A 16,850-nucleotide genomic window follows, 5' to 3' on the forward strand; every position below is an offset into this window, starting at 1 on the left:
AAAAAGGGCTATTCGCCCTTTTTATTTTGAGAAAGTTGTTCCAGATATGCTTTAGCATCTTCATCACCTTGCTCACTGGCTTTAGTGAACCAATAGATAGCTAAATTAATATTCTGTTTAATATCCTGACCTTCAAGATATTTAATAGCTAAATTATATTGAGCATCAACACTTCCTTGATTGGCAGCTTTATTATACCAATCTATAGCTTTCTTTTCGTCTTTCGGGACACCACCACCCACATCATACATAACAGCAATATTATATTGGGCATCAGCATTACCGCCTTCGGCAGCTTTAGTAAACCAATGAGCTGCTTGAGTATTATCAGGTCTTGTTCCTGAGCCTGTTGCATACATAATACCTAAATTATACATGGCCAATATATGGCCACGTTCTGCAGCTTGCGTATAAAAATAAAGTGCAGCAACATAATCCTGAGTTAAACCATCACCATTTTGAGACATTAATCCTAAATAATATTGTGCTTCAGCATTATTATCTTTCGCTGCTTGACTAAACCAATCAGCAGCAAGCATTCGATCTTTTTCTACATCATCACCAAAAAAGTACATAATACCCAAATTTAAGTAGGCATCATAAATACCTTGATCACCTGCTTGACGAAAATAATTAATCGCAGCAGAAATATCTTTAGCAACTCCTTCACCATTTTTATACATTAACGCCAAATTATATTTAGCTAAAGGATAATTCTGATCAGCTGCCAATTTAAAAAATTTGAATGCTTCAGATAAATTCGCTTTGGTTCCTAATCCATTTTGATACATATAAGCTAAATTATTTTGTGCTTTAGCTAATCCTTGTTCCGCAGCTTTATTGAACCAAAAAAATGCTTTTAAATCATTAACTTCAACACCTAACCCTTGTTTATAAATGGTACCGAGATTATATTGTGATTGCATATCACCCTTTTCAGCAGCAAGCAATAAAGAAGGTATTAGTGAACCTGGGTCGCTCACTTTTAATTCCGTATCAGGCTGTGTTTTAGCTTCACTTGCCATTACTCCATAAGAGATAAATAACATCAAAGCCAATATAATTTGAAGTTTTTTCATAATTGTCTAAATGCCATAATATTGGCAATAATTATACATAATTGCTCCAAAAGGGAATAGTTTTGTTTTGCAATTAACTTTATCCATTACTTTCCCATTAATTAGTTAAATATATTACAAACCAAGTTCCTGCCAAATTTTATCAACATGGGCAACCACTTTTTCATCTTTAGTAATAATGCTACCCCATTCTCGATTTGTTTCACCCTGCCACTTATTTGTAGCATCCAATCCCATTTTAGACCCTAAGCCAGATACAGGTGAAGCGAAGTCTAGATAATCAATTGGAGTATTATCAACAAATGTAGTATCTCGGTGTGGATCCATTCTTGTTGATATAGCCCACATAACATCTTTCCAATCCCTTGCATTAATATCATCATCACAAACAATAATAAATTTAGTATACATAAATTGTCTTAAATAGGACCAAATACCCATCATGACTCTTTTGGCATGCCCTGGATATTGTTTTTTGATTGTGACAATAGCAATTCGGTAAGAACATCCCTCTGGTGGAAGATAAAAATCAACAATTTCAGGAAATTGTTTTTGTAATATTGGAATAAACACTTCATTTAATGCTAATCCCATTACTGCCGGTTCATCTGGTGGCCTACCGGTATAAGTGGAATGATAAATTGCATCTTTGCGTCGAGTTAAATGAGTTACCGTGAACACGGCAAATTTTTCAACTTCATTATAATAACCAGTATGATCACCATAAGGGCCTTCAGCAGCAAGTTCGTTGGGATCGATATAACCTTCGAGAATAATTTCAGCTGTTGCTGGCACTTCTAATTCATTTGATAATGACTTAACAACTTCAGTTCGACTATTTCGTAACAATCCTGCAAAAGCGTATTCTGATAATGTATCTGGCACTGGCGTAACGGCACTTAATATAGTGGCTGGATCTGCGCCTATTGCGATACTAACTGGAAAATTTTCATTTGGATGAGATTTTTGCCATTCAGCAAAATCAAGCGCACCACCACGATGTGATAACCAACGCATGATTAATTTATTTTTACCTAATAATTGTAAGCGATAAACACCAATATTTTGACGCTCTTTATGAGGACCTTTGGTTATTGTTAACCCCCAAGTTACGAGTGGGGCAACATCTCCTGGCCAGCAATGCATAATAGGTAATTGAGTTAAATCGACCTCTTCATCTTTAAAAATTAATTCCTGACAAGGTGCTGAAGACCGATGCTTTACCGGCATATTGAGAACTTGTTTATATTTAGGCAAAACATCAAAAAATTGTCGGATACCTTTCGGTGGTTCAGGCTCTCGTAAAAAAGCGAGTAATTCGCCAATTTCTCGCAATTCTGTAGTTTCTTCTCGCCCCATCGCCATAGCAACTCGTTTAGCCGTACCAAAAAGATTACACAACACTGGGATTTTATAACCAATTGGATTTTCGAACAATAATGCCGGACCTTGTGAACGTAATACACGATCAGCGATTTCTGTCATTTCAAGATGAGGATTAACCGGATAACTAATTCGTTTCAGTTCGCCTTGCTGTTCAAGGTAATCTAAAAAATCCCGAAAATTAGATAATGCCATTATTGCTCCTTTCAACTCTAAATTACATTAATCAAATACAAGCTGATAAATATTAATTAATCTGCATCGAAATTTTCACTATATATAGGAACTTCTTTGATCTGATTACACCCAACAATTTTAGGTAATAAAATTTGAAACTGTTGCTGATCAATTTCAGTAAATTTATTTTGATCTACTTGATAAAATAAATAATCTTCAGTTTTATTATCAGTTTTAATCGAAGCTAACCAATAATTACGATCATCACTATTTTCATTGGCGAAAATTTTAATAATACTATTTTCTCGTTTCTCGGGTTGATTATGTAATTTATAATCGATGATTTTTTCGGCGATTTGAGAATCATACTCATCAAAAATAATGTAGTCACCTTGATTAACTTTGCACCTTTTTATATTTATCTCAGCATAACTGTTTGATATTAAAAAGGATAAACTAAACAACAAAAAGATATATTGATTAAATTTCATTTTTGATCTCTTAAATTAATTTTCTCAATTGAACCAATTTTACCAATAGCCTCACCATTATTTGGTGATACAGTAAGATTGGCTGCACTATTTATAGTTAACCATTGATAAGATAAATGTTCAGTAAGTACTGGCGTTACCTCATCACAAAGAGGTAAATAAAACCAATGCTCTTTATTTATCTTTACTTCTGGTGCATACCGATATCTAAACTGAGGGAAAATTTCAAATTCAACCACATGTTTTGCATCAATTAATTTAAGATTTTTTCCATTAATATCTATACCGGTCTCTTCAAAAACCTCACGAATTGCCGTATCCCTAGGCAATTCATTTTTTTCCAAACTACCTGTAACTGATTGCCAAAAATTAGGATCATCTTTACGTTGCAACATAAGAACTCGCTGAGTGCTTTTACAATAAATAACAACTAAAACTGACTCAGGGTTCTTATACTTTTGCATATAAATACCGTTACTTTTGGCTCACTTCAATACCAAGTTCCTTTAACGCTGCTGGATTAGCTGGACTAGGTGCATCAGTTAACAAACATGTTGCTGCAGTTGTTTTTGGAAAAGCAATAACATCACGGATATTATCAGTTCCAGTTAACAACATAGTTAATCTATCTAAGCCAAAGGCTAAACCTGCATGCGGTGGTGTACCATATTTTAGTGCATCAAGTAAGAAACCAAATTTTTCACGCTGATCATCTTCATTAATACCCAAAATTGAGAATACAGCTTGTTGCATTTCGCTTCGATGAATACGTACAGAACCACCACCTACTTCATAACCATTAATAACCATATCGTATGCATTAGCTACCGCATTTTCAGGATTATTAATTAATTGCTCTGGCGTGAAATCCTTCGGTGATGTGAATGGATGATGCATAGCACTTAAGCCTTCCTCTGTTTCTTCAAACATTGGGAAATCAACAACCCAAAGTACTGCCCATTTATTCTCATCAGTTATACTTAAATCTTTACCGACTTTCAAACGTAAAGCCCCTAATGCATCACTAACAACTTTATAACTATCTGCACCAAATAGTAAAATATCACCATCTTTAGCATCAGCACGATTCAATAAAGCTTCCATTTGAGATTCATTAAAGAATTTAGCTACTGGGCTTTGTACACCTGCTAAACCTTTGTTACGTTCATTAACTTTGATCCACGCCATACCTTTAGCGCCATATACCGAGATAAATTGCGTATAATCATCTAATTGTTTGCGTGTTAATTGTGCACCATTTGGTACGCAAAGTAGCGCAACTCGACCTTTTGGATCATTCGCTGGTGTTGAAAATACTTTAAAATCAATATCTTTTACTAAATCAGCCACATCAATAATTTCCAGTGGATTACGTAAATCTGGTTTATCACTACCAAATCGTCGCATTGCTTCAGCAAAAGTTAATATTGGAAAACGACCTAAATCGATATTTTTTACATGTAACCAAAGTTCGCGAATCATTTTCTCCATAATTTCACGCACTTGTTCAGCACTCATAAAAGAGGTCTCAACATCAATTTGGGTAAATTCAGGTTGGCGATCAGCACGAAGATCTTCGTCACGAAAACATTTAACAATTTGATAATAGCGATCAAAGCCTGACATCATTAGCAGCTGTTTAAATAACTGTGGCGATTGTGGCAATGCATAAAACTCACCATTATGAACACGACTTGGTACAAGATAATCTCGAGCCCCTTCAGGTGTTGCTTTGGTTAACATTGGTGTTTCGATATCTAAAAAGCCATGTTCATTCATGAAAGAACGAACAAATGCGGTAATTTGGGCTCGAGTTTTGAAAATGGTAGACATTTCTGGTCGACGCAAATCAATATAGCGATATTTTAAACGTTGTTCTTCACTGTTGTTTTGATTAAAATCAAGAGGTAAGACATCACTACGATTGAAAATAGTCAGCTCAGTAGCCAAAATTTCAACTTCGCCAGTTGCCATATCTTTATTAACTTGACCTTCAGGTCTTGCTCTTACTTTACCTTTAATTTGAATACAAAATTCATTACGTAATTCGCCAGCTAATTCGTGTGCTTGTGGGTAATCAGGATCAAAAAAAACTTGCACAATTCCTTCACGATCACGCATATCAATAAAAATCATTCCACCTAAATCTCGGCGTTTATTGACCCATCCACATAGTGTGACTTCTTGATTAATATAACTTGCGTTTATTTGTCCGCAATAAATTGTTCTCATTAAATATATCCTGTGTACAATTGTCAAAAATGATAATTATTATAGAGCAATTTATCGGGGGATAAAGACTATCTATAAAAATAATCCTTATTTAATTTATTTATACTCAGTTTATGATAATAATTTTAATTTATATAATCATTTGTAAATTTATTTAAATTCAATAAGATAATTAATCAAAATACATCTTTTATAAATAAATTTGAAAAATGATTAATTTAATAACTTGTCATATCTGATATTTATTAATAAGCTTTAGGATTATTTAAATGTTGTTTATTGGATATGAAAGCTTTAATTTCAATTGATTATACTAATGATTTCATTGCTGATAATGGAGCTTTAACAACCGGTTCCGTAGGTCAACAAATTGAATCAGAAATGATAAACATAACTCAATCATTTATTAACAATAATGAATTTATCGTTTTTGCTATTGATGCTCATGAACCTTTAGATAAATACCATCCGGAAAATTCGCTATTTCCCCCTCACAATCTTGTTGGGACTGTTGGCCAACAATTATTTGGTAAATTACAGCAACTTTACCAACAACACCGATATTCAGACAATATCTACTGGATCAATAAACGTCACTACTCAGCATTTTGTGGTACGGATCTTGACCTCCGTTTACGCGAAAGACATATCACTGAAATCCATCTGATTGGCGTTTGTACTGATATTTGTATTTTACATACGGCTGTAGATGCCTATAACTTAGGTTATAAATTAGTTATTCATCAAAATGCTGTTGCAAGCTTTGATCCTATTGGCCATCAATGGGCTTTAAAACACTTTCAAAATACCTTAGGAGCAACAATAGTATAAGAAGTGCAGTGTAAAAATAGATAAAAAAATGAAGAAGGAGCAAGAATGGAAGTTTTACGAGACTATAAATTGCATTTAATTGCCTTTTTAGTAGTAATTATTTGTGAGCTTATCGGCAGACAAACTATATGGATTATTGCTGTTTATCCAATGCTATATGCAATGATTTTTGGTGGCATTATTAGCTTCCCAAAACTAAAAATATTAACCAATAAAAATATGCAAAATGCAAGTCTTGTTATGATGGTTACATTAATTCTACTTGTCGCAAAACTTGGTGTAGCTGTAGGCCCGAAAATTGATATGATTTTAGAAGATGCCAAACTAGCCCTAATTTTTCAAGAATTAGGTCATTTTGCCGGAACCATTTTACTGGGCCTACCATTAGCAATGATCTTAGGTATGAAACGAGAAGCTGTTGGGGCTACTTATTCGGTAGCTCGCGAACCTAATATCGCCATAGTTGCAGATAAATATGGTTTAGATTCACCCGAAGGTCGAGGTGTTATGGCTATGTATGTCTGCGGTACTCTTTATGGTGCGATTTGGATGAGTATTCTTGCCAGCTTAATAGCAAAATTGAACATTCTACACCCATATGCGCTAGCAATGGGAGCTGGTGTAGGTAGTGGAAGTATGATGGCAGCCTCACTTGCACCAATAAGCGATTTATATCCTGACTTATCAGAAAACATTAATGCTTATGCTACCACAGCGAATTTAATGTCGGGAATGGTGGGTATGTATATTTACACACTATTTTCTTTGCCTTTCGCTTCTTTTATGTATAACACTTTAGACCGTTTTCGACGCAAAAAATAAGGATGTCATAATGAAGATTTTCGAGACGATTTTTGTATTTATTTTAGTCGCCATTATTATGGCAGCTGGTAACACTGTGGGATATAAAATTGATTTGATTTCATCGCTTGAAGCAGTAGCGATGCTAGTTATTATCTCTATTGTAGGGCTGTTAATAAGTAAGTTACCCGGATTTAATAAATTACCGGTAATTTTATGGGTATCTGTGGTTGCAGCTATCATGTCAGCACCAATATTCCCATACCATCAAGAAATTGTTGCAATTACTGATCAAGTGTCATTACTTGCAGTTTGTACGCCTATACTTGCTTATGCAGGATTAGCTATCGGTAAAGATCTTGCGTTATTTAAAAATATCTCTTGGCGCATTATTCCCGTATCTTTAGCTGTTTTTTCTGGTACATTTATTTTTGCAGCTATAATTGCTCAAGTCACACTACACTGGGAAGGCGTTATCTAAATTTAGATAAGGATTTTATTTATGACAAAAGAAGAACTAAAGAAAAAAGTTTGCGATGCAATTGCAAATCGAAAAGCAGATATCAAGTCAATTGCCGAGGCAATTTGGTCAGAACCAGAGCTTGGCTATAAAGAACACAAAACCGCTAAAAAAGTAGAAGATGCTTTTGAGAAATTAGGTGTTCCTTTTAAAAATAAATTAGCCTTAACCGGGGTAAAAGGTCGTCTTAAAGGCGGTAAAGATAGCAAATATAGTATAGCGGTTATTGGTGAGCTTGATGCGATTATTTGTGCTGACCACCCTGCTGCTGATGAAACATCCGGTGCGGCTCACTGCTGTGGACATAATGCGCAAATCGCTAATATGATGGCTGTCACTATGGGACTAATTGACTCAGGTGCAATGGAATTTTTAGCTGGTGATGTAGTACCATTTGCCGTTCCAGCCGAAGAATATGTTGAAATTACGTATCGAAATCGATTAATAGAAGAAGGTAGGATTAAATATATTGGAGGCAAACCAGAATTAATTTCTCGCGGTGATTTTGATGATGTTGATATGGCATTACAAATACATTTAACCAGTGTTCCAAATGAACGCCAAGATGGTTTTATTGAGATCTCAACTACAAGCAATGGCTTTATTGGTAAACTAATTAAATATAAAGGTGAAGCATCCCATGCTGCCGCAGCTCCTCATGCTGGTGTAAATGCATTAAATGCAGCTATGATGGGAATGATGGGTGTACATGCTATCCGTGAAACATTTCAAGAAAAAGATTATATTCGTTTTCATCCAATTATTACCCAAGGTGGTGATTTAGTAAATGTTGTACCAAGCGATGTAAGAATGGAAAGTTATGTGCGAGCAGGTAATGTACCAGCCATGATTGACGCTAATGAAAGAATTAATCAAGCACTAAAGGCAGGAGCAATGGCTGTTGGTGCTACTTGTGAAATTAAAGATCTTCCAGGTTATCTGCCGTTAAATAATAATCCAACACTGAATGATTTTCTAAAACAAAATGCTGAAAATTTAATTGGTGAAGAAAATGTTTCAATTGCACCTCATATGACAGGAAGTACCGACACAGGTGATCTATCGCATATTATGCCAGTAAGTCATCCTTGGATTGGTTCGGTTAGAGGCGTGTTACATGGCAAAGATTACACTGTATTTGATGAAGATATGGCTTATATTCGCCCTGCACAAATGATGGCATGTACCATTATTGATCTACTTTATGATGATGCGAAATCAGCTCAAACATTAATGACAAATTACCAACCACTTATGACAAAAGAAGAATATTTAACATTCCTATCTGGTTTTGATAAATAAAGTTAAAAACTTGGCACAATCATGTGCCAAGTTTTTGTTATACTATACAAATCATTATCAACAATAACTATCACTTCATATGTTAACGCTTTCTGATCAAGAATTGCTACGCTACGACCGACAAATCACTTTGCATGGATTTGATATCGACAAGCAGCAAATTTTAAAAAATAGTACAGCCTTAATTATCGGGTTAGGCGGGTTAGGTTGTGCTGCTGCCGTCTATATAGCAGCATCAGGCATCGGTAAACTAACATTAATTGATTTTGATACAATATCAGCGTCGAATTTAAATAGACAAATTTTATATACTCAACAATCAATAAATCAGTATAAGGTTGAAGTCGCAAAACAAGCATTATGTAATATTAATGCCTATATGATTATTGAAACAATTAATCAGAAACTGAGTGATAATGAGCTAATTTCCCTAATCAAACAACATAATATCGTTATTGATTGCACCGATAATTTAACTAGCCGTGAACAAATTAATCGCTGTTGTTTTCTCGAAAAGAAACCATTAATTTCTGGTGCAGCAATCCGCATGGAAGGTTTACTCACTGTATTCAATTATCAAGATAATCAACCATGCTATCAATGCTTAAGTCAATTATTTGGTGAAGACCAACTTACTTGTATTGAAGCCGGGGTAATGGCACCATTAGTTGGTATGTTCGGTTCAATGCAAGCTCTAGAGGCAATCAAAGTACTTACCAATTATGGAAAACCTTTAATTGGTCGAGTTCTAATGATTGATAGTATGACAATGGAATTTAACCAAGTCATATTTACTAAACAAACTAATTGTATTGTCTGTGGAAACCAACATGCTAAACAGGATCTAAAATGCAAATAAATCGCATCATTTTAGCACCAATGGAAGGGGTTCTTGATTATCATGTGCGGCAAATATTAACTGAAATCAATCAATTTGATTATTGTGTCACTGAGTTTGTAAGAGTAACTCAGCATAAATTATCAAACCGAACTTTTTATCGACTATGTCCAGAACTTTATAATGAAGGAAAAACCTTATCAGGAACGCCAGTCCGAGTTCAATTATTAGGACAATCTCCTGAATGGATGGCTGAAAATGCCATTAAAGCGCTTGAACTTGGTTCTTATGGCATAGATATCAATTTTGGTTGTCCAGCTAAAACCGTTGTTGGCAGCCATGGTGGTGCTTATTTATTACAATATCCTGAGCAAATATTTAATATTGTAACTCAAGTTAGGACAGCAATTGGCTCTGCCTCAACTTTATCTGTTAAAATTCGATTAGGTTGGGATGATAAATCTCACTGTTACGAAATAGCTGAAGCAATTGAACAAGCTGGTGCTAATGAAATTGTTATTCACGGACGTACTAAAGCTGATGGATATAAAGCCGAGAAAATTGATTGGCCAACCATTGGTAAAATTAAACAAAAATTAACCATTCCGGTTATTGCTAACGGTGAAATATTTTCTATTGCAGATGCTCAAAATTGCTTAACGCAAAGCCAAACAAATGACATTATGCTTGGTCGAGGAATACTTAATATTCCTAATTTAGCCAATACAATTCGTTTTAATCATTCACCATTAAATTGGCAAGAAGTAATGCAATTACTGCTTCGTTATGCAATGACATCCATCGAAGATGCTAAACCACTTTACCATTCGGCTAGAATAAAACAGTGGTTAGCTTATTTAAGACAATATTACCCACAAGCATCAATATTATTACCTGAAATCAGGCAACTAAAATCACAAAATGAAATCTGTAATTTTTTGAAAACCAAATTAGATAATGAATCTAACTAATTTTGACTCTTTCTAAATACTGCCTTACCAAAATAATATTTAGTTGTTTTATTAATAGTTAGACAAATCAATGAAATAAGCAATATCACTAAAAGTAATTTATTAATATTGTTAAAAACAGATATAAATGAATCAATATAGTATTTTGATGGATTATTATCAATGATAGTAAAGGCAATAAAAACAAAGAAGAAAATTAAACCACTAGATATTGATACACTTTTAAAAAGTTTTTCATATTGAATTTTATCAAAGAAAACATGAAAAGATTGTTTGCTTAATACCAAACCACATAATATCGCAACCAAATAAATAGCCGTTAAATAATTATAAATAGAACCATTAAATACATTTAAAAAGGCTCGATTTAGAAAAATAAAACATTTAATCAATATAAAGCAACTAAAAATAGAAAAAAGAACAAAGTGAATATTTGGGGAGTCTTTTTTCGTTAAAATAAACTGATTTTGGCTTTTAATAAAATAACCTTTACAAAAAACAATCAAATAATATAAAAGTAAAGCATCAAGTACATAACGGATAATAGCAAATGCTATATTAAAAAATATTAGAAACAAAGGCGATTCTATTTTTAAATAAACGTTCGTATTAATTGTTATGAAATAGGCAACAATACAATAAATCAACATTATAATAATTAACAAAGTGATATTAACTTTATTAACAACATAAACATGGGCAGAATGAAAGAATAGAGTTAAAAGGCCAAAAACTAATAAGGAATCTATAAAATAGTGTTCAAAAAAAAACCGTAATAAAAATGAAAAAGGCCCATCAAAAAATACATACCAAGTAAAATTACCTAAGAAAAGTTCATCTGCGTGCAAATATAAAGAAAATATATTCAATAATATGTTTAACAAAAAATAGATTAAACAACCTATCAACGGTAGTTTAAATAAACTCTTTTCCATATGTATATTACACTCCATTCCATTGATTATTTTTTATTATCAAATTTTAAAAAATAATATTTAGTCACTTTATTGAAAATTAGATAAGTTAATAAAAGAAAAAATACAACTAAAAAAAACAGTTTAACATAATCTAAGATTAACGAGGAATAATCAAAATAAAAACTTCTAGACTCTCCTCTAAGAAGTAAACAAATTAAAACATTAACTAACAACAAGACACTAGATACGAATACACTTTTAAATAACCTTGCGTATTGAATTTCATCAAAAGAAATCATGAAATTTTTTTTACTAACACGCATACAAAATAGTATAAAAAGGATAAAAGTAAATTTTAAATCAAGATTAACAGATCCATGGCCAAAAAACATAATTAAATTTTCAATTATTCTAAATCCACTATACAAAATTGGACAAATAAATGCTAAAAAAAGTATCGCATGTATTAAACTACTATTTTCGGACGTTAAACAAAAAGCTTGTCGATTTTTAAAAAAAATTTTTTTCGATAATTCAACCAAATAATATAAAAGTAAAGAATAAAAAATATAATGAAGAAAAATGAATGCAGAATCACATAATACACGCAGTGATGAAGAAGATAGCTCATCAATATAAGTGTCAATAGAACGCCATATACAAAAAGTGATGCCTGAATACGCTAATATTAATAGCAATAATAAAAGGACATTATGTATGTTAACAAGATAAATATTATTAAAATGAAGAAATAATGTTAATAAACCAAAAAGCCATAACGCTTCAAAAAAATGAGATAAAAAAAGCGAATCTAAGCTAGTGGAGTCAAGATTTTCCCAAAATAATTCTTGAGAGAAACCTATATCTGGTAGACAAGAGCGATACAAGATAATCAATAAAAAACTCAGAAACAAATAAATTGTACTACCTATCATCGACAATTTAAAAAAAAACGTTTTCTCCATCTTACTTCCTTGTTATCTATATTTATTCAATTCGTTTAATAAAATGCTTTATTTTAAAACCCATTAAAGCCAGCGATCCAAAATAGATGCCAATACCAACTATAACCAATAAGAATAGACGACCAATTCTGGCTAACATTGAGCCAGTTGACCAATCGGGTAATAACTGTGCACCAAACCACAAAGTAAAAGACATCAATATAACAGCAATAATTACCTTGATTAAAAATCGGTACCAGCCCGGTTGAGGTTGATAGAGTTTCTTTTTGCGAAGTTGCCAAAATAACAGCCCAGCATTAAAACATGCTGCCAGCCCAATTGATAATGAAAGTCCTGCATGTTGTAATGGCCCAATAAATGCCAAATTCATTAACTGAGTTAATATCAAAGTGACAATAGCTATTTTAACGGGTGTTTTAATATCTTGTCTGGAATAAAATGCAGGAGCCAATACTTTAATTAAAATCAGCCCGAGTAAACCAATTGAATACGCAATTAATGCACGTTGGGTCATTAACGTATCATTCAAAGTAAATTGCCCATACTCGAAAAGAGTTGATATTAATGGTTTTGAAATAACACCTAATGCTACGGTACTTGGCAAAGCTAATAAAAAGCAGAGACGAAGCCCCCAATCTAATAGCTCTGAATATTGTTTTTGGTCACCTTTGGCAAAACTTTTAGCTAAAGATGGCAATAAAATAGTACCTAGAGCCACACCGAGCACACCGGCAGGAAACTCCATAAGTCGGTCAGCATAATACATCCATGAAACAGAACCTGAAATTAGGAATGAGGCAAAAATCGTATTTATAATCAGTGATATTTGTCCAACTGATACACCTAAAATAGCTGGCCCCATCTGTTTTAACACTCGCCAAACACCACTATCTTTGAAGCTAATTCGCGGTAAAACTAACATACCAATCTTTTTTAAATATGGTAGCTGATAAAGCAGTTGTAAAACACCACCAATAACTACCGAAACAGCGAGTGCAAGTACCGGAGGATTAAAATAAGGTGTTAAAAATAATGTACCAACTATCATACTTAAATTAAGTAAAGTTGGCACAAACGCAGGAACAGAAAAACGATTCCAGGTATTAAGTATGGCACCAACTAATGATGCGAGTGAAATAAAAAAGATATAGGGAAATGTTATTCTCAACATCACAGTAGCAAGCTCAAACTTTTCAGTTGAATCTTGCATAAATCCGGGGGCAGTTAACATTATAATAAAAGGTGCAGTTATAACACCAATTAAGGTAACAATAGCCAATACTAGCGTTAATAGCCCCGCAACATAAGCTACAAAAGTACGTGAAGCCTCAATGCCTTGTTGATTTTTATATTCAGCTAAAATCGGTACAAACGCCTGTGAAAACGCACCTTCGGCAAAAATACGGCGAAGCAAATTTGGTAATTTGAATGCAACAAAAAAGGCATCCGTTGCCATTCCCGCACCAAAAAAGCGGGCAATAATAGCATCACGTACAAATCCTAAAACACGTGAAACCATTGTCATCGAGCTAACTGTAGCTAAAGATTTTAAAAGATTCATATATAATTTATGTACAAAGTACATAGCCAAAAACGATTAATTAGGCATAGTCTACAAACTATTGTTCTAAATCACCACGATTTTTTAATAAGCAATATTTTTAGCAGCTACCGTCAGGAAATACTGACGGTAAATAAACTAACGATCTTTTAAAGGAGTAAATGACATAAGTTGGCCAATATTTTTATAGGCCGGACGGATAATTCGACGATCATCAAAATTGAGTTCTTCAATGCGATGAGCACACCAACCAACAATTCGCGACATAGCAAATAAAGGAGTATAAACTTCTTTAGGTAAACCAATCATGTCGTAAACAAACCCAGAGTAAAAATCAACATTGGCACAAACTTGTTTTTTGGTTCGGGCATTTTTACGATTCACCACCGCATGAATAGCTCGTTCTTCTAGTAAATTTAAAAAGTTATACTCTTTTTCTCGGCCTTTTTCTTGAGCGAGTTTATATGCCATCTCTTTTAGTAACATTGCCCGTGGATCTGATACCGTATAAACAGCATGACCAATACCATAAATTAGCCCTTTTTGATCAAAGACCTCTTTATTTAAAATACGTTGTAAATAAGCATCAATTTCATTCACATCAGTCCAATTTTTAATCTCATCAGCGAGATGTTTAAGCATTTTTCCGACTTGTAAATTTGCTCCGCCATGTAATGGGCCTTTCAATGAACCAATCCCAGCGGCAATTGATGAGTAAGTATCAGTACCCGTTGAGCTCGTTACTCGAACAGTAAAAGTTGAGTTATTCCCGCCACCATGTTCAGCATGAATTATCATGGCTAAATCAAGTACTCTTACATCTAACTCTGTATATCCTCCTGAGCCTTTCATCATATAAAGAAAATTTTCCGCAATTGAATAATCCTCATGAGGATGGCGGATATGTAAGGATTTTCCTTTAGCGCTATGGCTTAACATATTATAAGCATACGCAATAATAGCTGGAAATTTAGCAATCAGATCTATGGATTGACGCATTAAATTATCGCGTGAGGCATCGTCAGGCTCCGGATCATAAGTATACATTTCTAGAACAGTTCGAGCCAAAATGTTCATTACATCGTGCCCTTCAAGCTCCATAATTGCAATCTTGGTTTGCTTTTCTAATGCCATTGATTCACAAAGTAAACGTGAGAAATCACGTAATTCTTCTTTATCGGGCAAAGAACCAGATAAAAGTAAATAAATAGTCTCTTCGAAACCTGTACGTTGTTCTTGTTGAGCATTATGCACAAGCTCTTCAATATCAATACCACGATATAATAATTTACCTGCAATTGGTTTTAGTGAGCCATCATCTAAGCGTTCATAACCTAATACATCACCAATTTTGGTTAACCCAACTAAAACACCGGTATGGTCAGCATTACGTAATCCACGTTTTACATTAAATTGTTCGAATAGCTGAGATTCAATTTTACTGGTATTTTTAATGGTTTCCGATAATTTATAAACTAAGAACTTTTCTTTCATTAACCATCCCCTTTGAATTATAAATTATCGATAACGGCTTGAGTAAATTGGGTTGTTGATAATGGTTGCCCATTTTGCATAAAGCGCGCTAAATCTGCAGTTGCTTTGCCTGATTGAAATAAGCTTTCCATTGCATTAGTAATTAGTTGCCCAACTTCATGCCATCCTAAATATTCAAACATCATCACGCCAGATAATAAAAGTGATGATGGATTGGCCTGATTTTGGCCGGCAATATCAGGAGCGGTACCATGGGTCGCTTCGAATATAGCATGTCCGGTTAAATAGTTAATATTAGCGCCCGGTGCAATACCAATCCCACCTACCATGGCGGCAAGCTGATCGGAAACATAATCACCATTAAGGTTTAATGTCGCAACAACCGAATAATCCTCGGGTTTTAACAAGGTATTTTGTAAAAATGCATCACAAATCACATCTTTTATAATCAATTTACTGGCTGATTTCGCGGCTTGTAATGCTTGTTCAGCTGCTGCCTTACCTTCGGCTTTTTGAATTTTAGCATATTGATTCATGGTGAATACTACGTCAGTAAATTCTCTTTCCGCAAGTTCATAGCCCCATTGCTTAAATCCACCTTCTGTGAATTTCATAATATTACCTTTATGAACTAAAGTAACCGATGGTAATTTATGTTGTAATGCATAGTTAATTGCGGCTCGGATTAAACGCTCAGATCCCTCAATAGAAACAGGTTTAACCCCGAAAGCCGAAGTGTTAGGAAAACGGACTTTGGTCACTTTCATCTGGTCAGCTAAAAAATGATAAAACTTTTCAGCTTCAGCTGTACCTTGTTGCCACTCAATACCGGCATAAATGTCTTCAGTATTTTCACGAAAAATGGTCATACTGACTTTTTCTGGGTGCTTTAACGGTGATTCAACACCTTTAAACCAACGCACTGGGCGCAAACAGACATAAAGATCTAACTCTTGACGCAAAGCAACATTGAGTGAGCGGATCCCACCGCCAACTGGTGTCATTAATGGTCCTTTGATACCGATAAGATAATGTTTGAAGGCATCCATGGTCTCTTGCGGTAACCATGATCCATTTGCATTAAACGACTTTTCACCAGCAAGTACCTCTTTCCATAGAACACTACGTTTGCCTTGGTAAGCCTTTTCAACTGCTTTATCAAAAATAGTTTGAGCAGCATGCCAAATCTCTTTACCAACGCCATCGCCTTCAATAAAAGGAATCGTTGGATGATTTGGAACGACTAATTGTCCATTTTCAATTGAAACTTGCTGATTCATATTGTCTC

The 16,850-nt window shown here is 34.0% G+C and carries 16 protein-coding genes; 6 read left to right on the top strand and 10 right to left on the bottom strand.

The window, feature by feature from the left end:
- Nucleotides 1–8: 8 nt before the first annotated feature.
- The 5 genes from H3U96_RS05210 to aspS form a co-directional block, all read right to left on the bottom strand.
- Nucleotides 9–1,079 carry an SEL1-like repeat protein gene (locus tag H3U96_RS05210; protein ID WP_065650833.1) on the bottom strand — a complete coding sequence of 357 codons (1,071 nt, stop codon included), beginning with the start codon at nt 1,077–1,079 and terminating at the stop codon, nt 9–11.
- 114 nt (nt 1,080–1,193) lie between these two features.
- Complete coding sequence (gene ubiD, locus H3U96_RS05215) at nt 1,194–2,657, bottom strand: 4-hydroxy-3-polyprenylbenzoate decarboxylase (protein WP_086360735.1); 1,464 nt, start codon at nt 2,655–2,657, stop codon at nt 1,194–1,196.
- Nucleotides 2,658–2,713: 56 nt separating this feature from the next.
- A complete protein-coding gene (locus H3U96_RS05220) occupies nt 2,714–3,130 on the bottom strand; it encodes a hypothetical protein (RefSeq protein ID WP_086360736.1) in 417 nt (138 codons plus the stop codon).
- Nucleotides 3,127–3,594 carry a dihydroneopterin triphosphate diphosphatase gene (nudB, locus tag H3U96_RS05225; protein WP_065614346.1) on the bottom strand — a complete coding sequence of 156 codons (468 nt, stop codon included), beginning with the start codon at nt 3,592–3,594 and terminating at the stop codon, nt 3,127–3,129. Before nudB ends, H3U96_RS05220 begins: the two co-directional genes overlap by 4 nt.
- 10 nt (nt 3,595–3,604) lie before the next feature.
- Nucleotides 3,605–5,362, bottom strand: coding sequence for an aspartate--tRNA ligase (aspS, locus tag H3U96_RS05230; RefSeq protein WP_086360737.1), 1,758 nt, complete (start codon nt 5,360–5,362; stop codon nt 3,605–3,607).
- Between the two features lie 285 nt (nt 5,363–5,647).
- Between aspS and H3U96_RS05235 the strand changes: the two genes are divergently transcribed.
- The 6 genes from H3U96_RS05235 (at nt 5,648) to dusC (ending at nt 10,625) form a co-directional block, all read left to right on the top strand.
- On the top strand, nt 5,648–6,193 hold the full coding sequence (locus H3U96_RS05235) for a cysteine hydrolase family protein (protein ID WP_086360738.1): 546 nt from the start codon (nt 5,648–5,650) through the stop codon (nt 6,191–6,193).
- Nucleotides 6,194–6,238: 45 nt separating this feature from the next.
- Nucleotides 6,239–7,015, top strand: a complete 777-nt coding sequence (locus H3U96_RS05240) for a DUF3100 domain-containing protein (RefSeq protein ID WP_065650838.1) — start codon at nt 6,239–6,241, stop codon at nt 7,013–7,015.
- 10 nt (nt 7,016–7,025) lie between these two features.
- Nucleotides 7,026–7,475 carry a hypothetical protein gene (locus tag H3U96_RS05245; RefSeq protein ID WP_065577773.1) on the top strand — a complete coding sequence of 150 codons (450 nt, stop codon included), beginning with the start codon at nt 7,026–7,028 and terminating at the stop codon, nt 7,473–7,475.
- A 21-nt stretch (nt 7,476–7,496) separates the two neighbouring features.
- Complete coding sequence (locus H3U96_RS05250) at nt 7,497–8,816, top strand: amidohydrolase (protein WP_198191936.1); 1,320 nt, start codon at nt 7,497–7,499, stop codon at nt 8,814–8,816.
- A gap of 79 nt (nt 8,817–8,895) precedes the next feature.
- Nucleotides 8,896–9,675 (top strand): molybdopterin-synthase adenylyltransferase MoeB, encoded by a 780-nt coding sequence (locus H3U96_RS05255; RefSeq protein ID WP_086360740.1) that lies wholly within the window; start codon nt 8,896–8,898, stop codon nt 9,673–9,675.
- Nucleotides 9,666–10,625 (top strand): tRNA dihydrouridine(16) synthase DusC, encoded by a 960-nt coding sequence (gene dusC / locus H3U96_RS05260; RefSeq protein ID WP_198191938.1) that lies wholly within the window; start codon nt 9,666–9,668, stop codon nt 10,623–10,625. Before H3U96_RS05255 ends, dusC begins: the two co-directional genes overlap by 10 nt.
- Here the strand turns inward: dusC and H3U96_RS05265 are convergent.
- The 5 genes from H3U96_RS05265 to icd all read right to left on the bottom strand — a co-directional run bounded on the left by H3U96_RS05265 (nt 10,622) and on the right by icd (nt 16,842).
- A complete protein-coding gene (locus H3U96_RS05265; RefSeq protein WP_065577777.1) occupies nt 10,622–11,560 on the bottom strand; it encodes a hypothetical protein in 939 nt (312 codons plus the stop codon). The genes dusC and H3U96_RS05265 overlap by 4 nt on opposite strands.
- 26 nt (nt 11,561–11,586) lie before the next feature.
- Nucleotides 11,587–12,507, bottom strand: a complete 921-nt coding sequence (locus H3U96_RS05270; protein ID WP_065577778.1) for a hypothetical protein — start codon at nt 12,505–12,507, stop codon at nt 11,587–11,589.
- A 22-nt stretch (nt 12,508–12,529) separates the two neighbouring features.
- Nucleotides 12,530–14,068 (bottom strand): murein biosynthesis integral membrane protein MurJ, encoded by a 1,539-nt coding sequence (murJ, locus tag H3U96_RS05275; protein WP_086357405.1) that lies wholly within the window; start codon nt 14,066–14,068, stop codon nt 12,530–12,532.
- Nucleotides 14,069–14,206: 138 nt separating this feature from the next.
- Nucleotides 14,207–15,562, bottom strand: coding sequence for a citrate synthase (locus tag H3U96_RS05280; RefSeq protein ID WP_086361011.1), 1,356 nt, complete (start codon nt 15,560–15,562; stop codon nt 14,207–14,209).
- Nucleotides 15,563–15,579: 17 nt separating this feature from the next.
- Nucleotides 15,580–16,842 (bottom strand): NADP-dependent isocitrate dehydrogenase, encoded by a 1,263-nt coding sequence (gene icd, locus H3U96_RS05285; protein ID WP_086361010.1) that lies wholly within the window; start codon nt 16,840–16,842, stop codon nt 15,580–15,582.
- Nucleotides 16,843–16,850 lie beyond the last annotated feature (8 nt).

It is taken from the genome of Gilliamella sp. M0364, assembly GCF_016100565.1.
GTDB classification, from domain to species: Bacteria; Pseudomonadota; Gammaproteobacteria; order Enterobacterales; family Orbaceae; genus Gilliamella; species Gilliamella apis.

Bases quoted from the DNA above. Each gene is read 5' to 3' on its own strand.
- H3U96_RS05210 (WP_065650833.1), bottom strand. From the start codon at position 1,079: ATGAAAAAACTTCAAATTATATTGGCTTTGATGTTATTTATCTCTTAT.
- ubiD (WP_086360735.1), bottom strand. From the start codon at position 2,657: ATGGCATTATCTAATTTTCGGGATTTTTTAGATTACCTTGAACAGCAA.
- H3U96_RS05220 (WP_086360736.1), bottom strand. From the start codon at position 3,130: ATGAAATTTAATCAATATATCTTTTTGTTGTTTAGTTTATCCTTTTTA.
- nudB (WP_065614346.1), bottom strand. From the start codon at position 3,594: ATGCAAAAGTATAAGAACCCTGAGTCAGTTTTAGTTGTTATTTATTGT.
- aspS (WP_086360737.1), bottom strand. From the start codon at position 5,362: ATGAGAACAATTTATTGCGGACAAATAAACGCAAGTTATATTAATCAA.
- H3U96_RS05235 (WP_086360738.1), top strand. From the start codon at position 5,648: ATGAAAGCTTTAATTTCAATTGATTATACTAATGATTTCATTGCTGAT.
- H3U96_RS05240 (WP_065650838.1), top strand. From the start codon at position 6,239: ATGGAAGTTTTACGAGACTATAAATTGCATTTAATTGCCTTTTTAGTA.
- H3U96_RS05245 (WP_065577773.1), top strand. From the start codon at position 7,026: ATGAAGATTTTCGAGACGATTTTTGTATTTATTTTAGTCGCCATTATT.
- H3U96_RS05250 (WP_198191936.1), top strand. From the start codon at position 7,497: ATGACAAAAGAAGAACTAAAGAAAAAAGTTTGCGATGCAATTGCAAAT.
- H3U96_RS05255 (WP_086360740.1), top strand. From the start codon at position 8,896: ATGTTAACGCTTTCTGATCAAGAATTGCTACGCTACGACCGACAAATC.
- dusC (WP_198191938.1), top strand. From the start codon at position 9,666: ATGCAAATAAATCGCATCATTTTAGCACCAATGGAAGGGGTTCTTGAT.
- H3U96_RS05265 (WP_065577777.1), bottom strand. From the start codon at position 11,560: ATGGAAAAGAGTTTATTTAAACTACCGTTGATAGGTTGTTTAATCTAT.
- H3U96_RS05270 (WP_065577778.1), bottom strand. From the start codon at position 12,507: ATGGAGAAAACGTTTTTTTTTAAATTGTCGATGATAGGTAGTACAATT.
- murJ (WP_086357405.1), bottom strand. From the start codon at position 14,068: ATGAATCTTTTAAAATCTTTAGCTACAGTTAGCTCGATGACAATGGTT.
- H3U96_RS05280 (WP_086361011.1), bottom strand. From the start codon at position 15,562: ATGAAAGAAAAGTTCTTAGTTTATAAATTATCGGAAACCATTAAAAAT.
- icd (WP_086361010.1), bottom strand. From the start codon at position 16,842: ATGAATCAGCAAGTTTCAATTGAAAATGGACAATTAGTCGTTCCAAAT.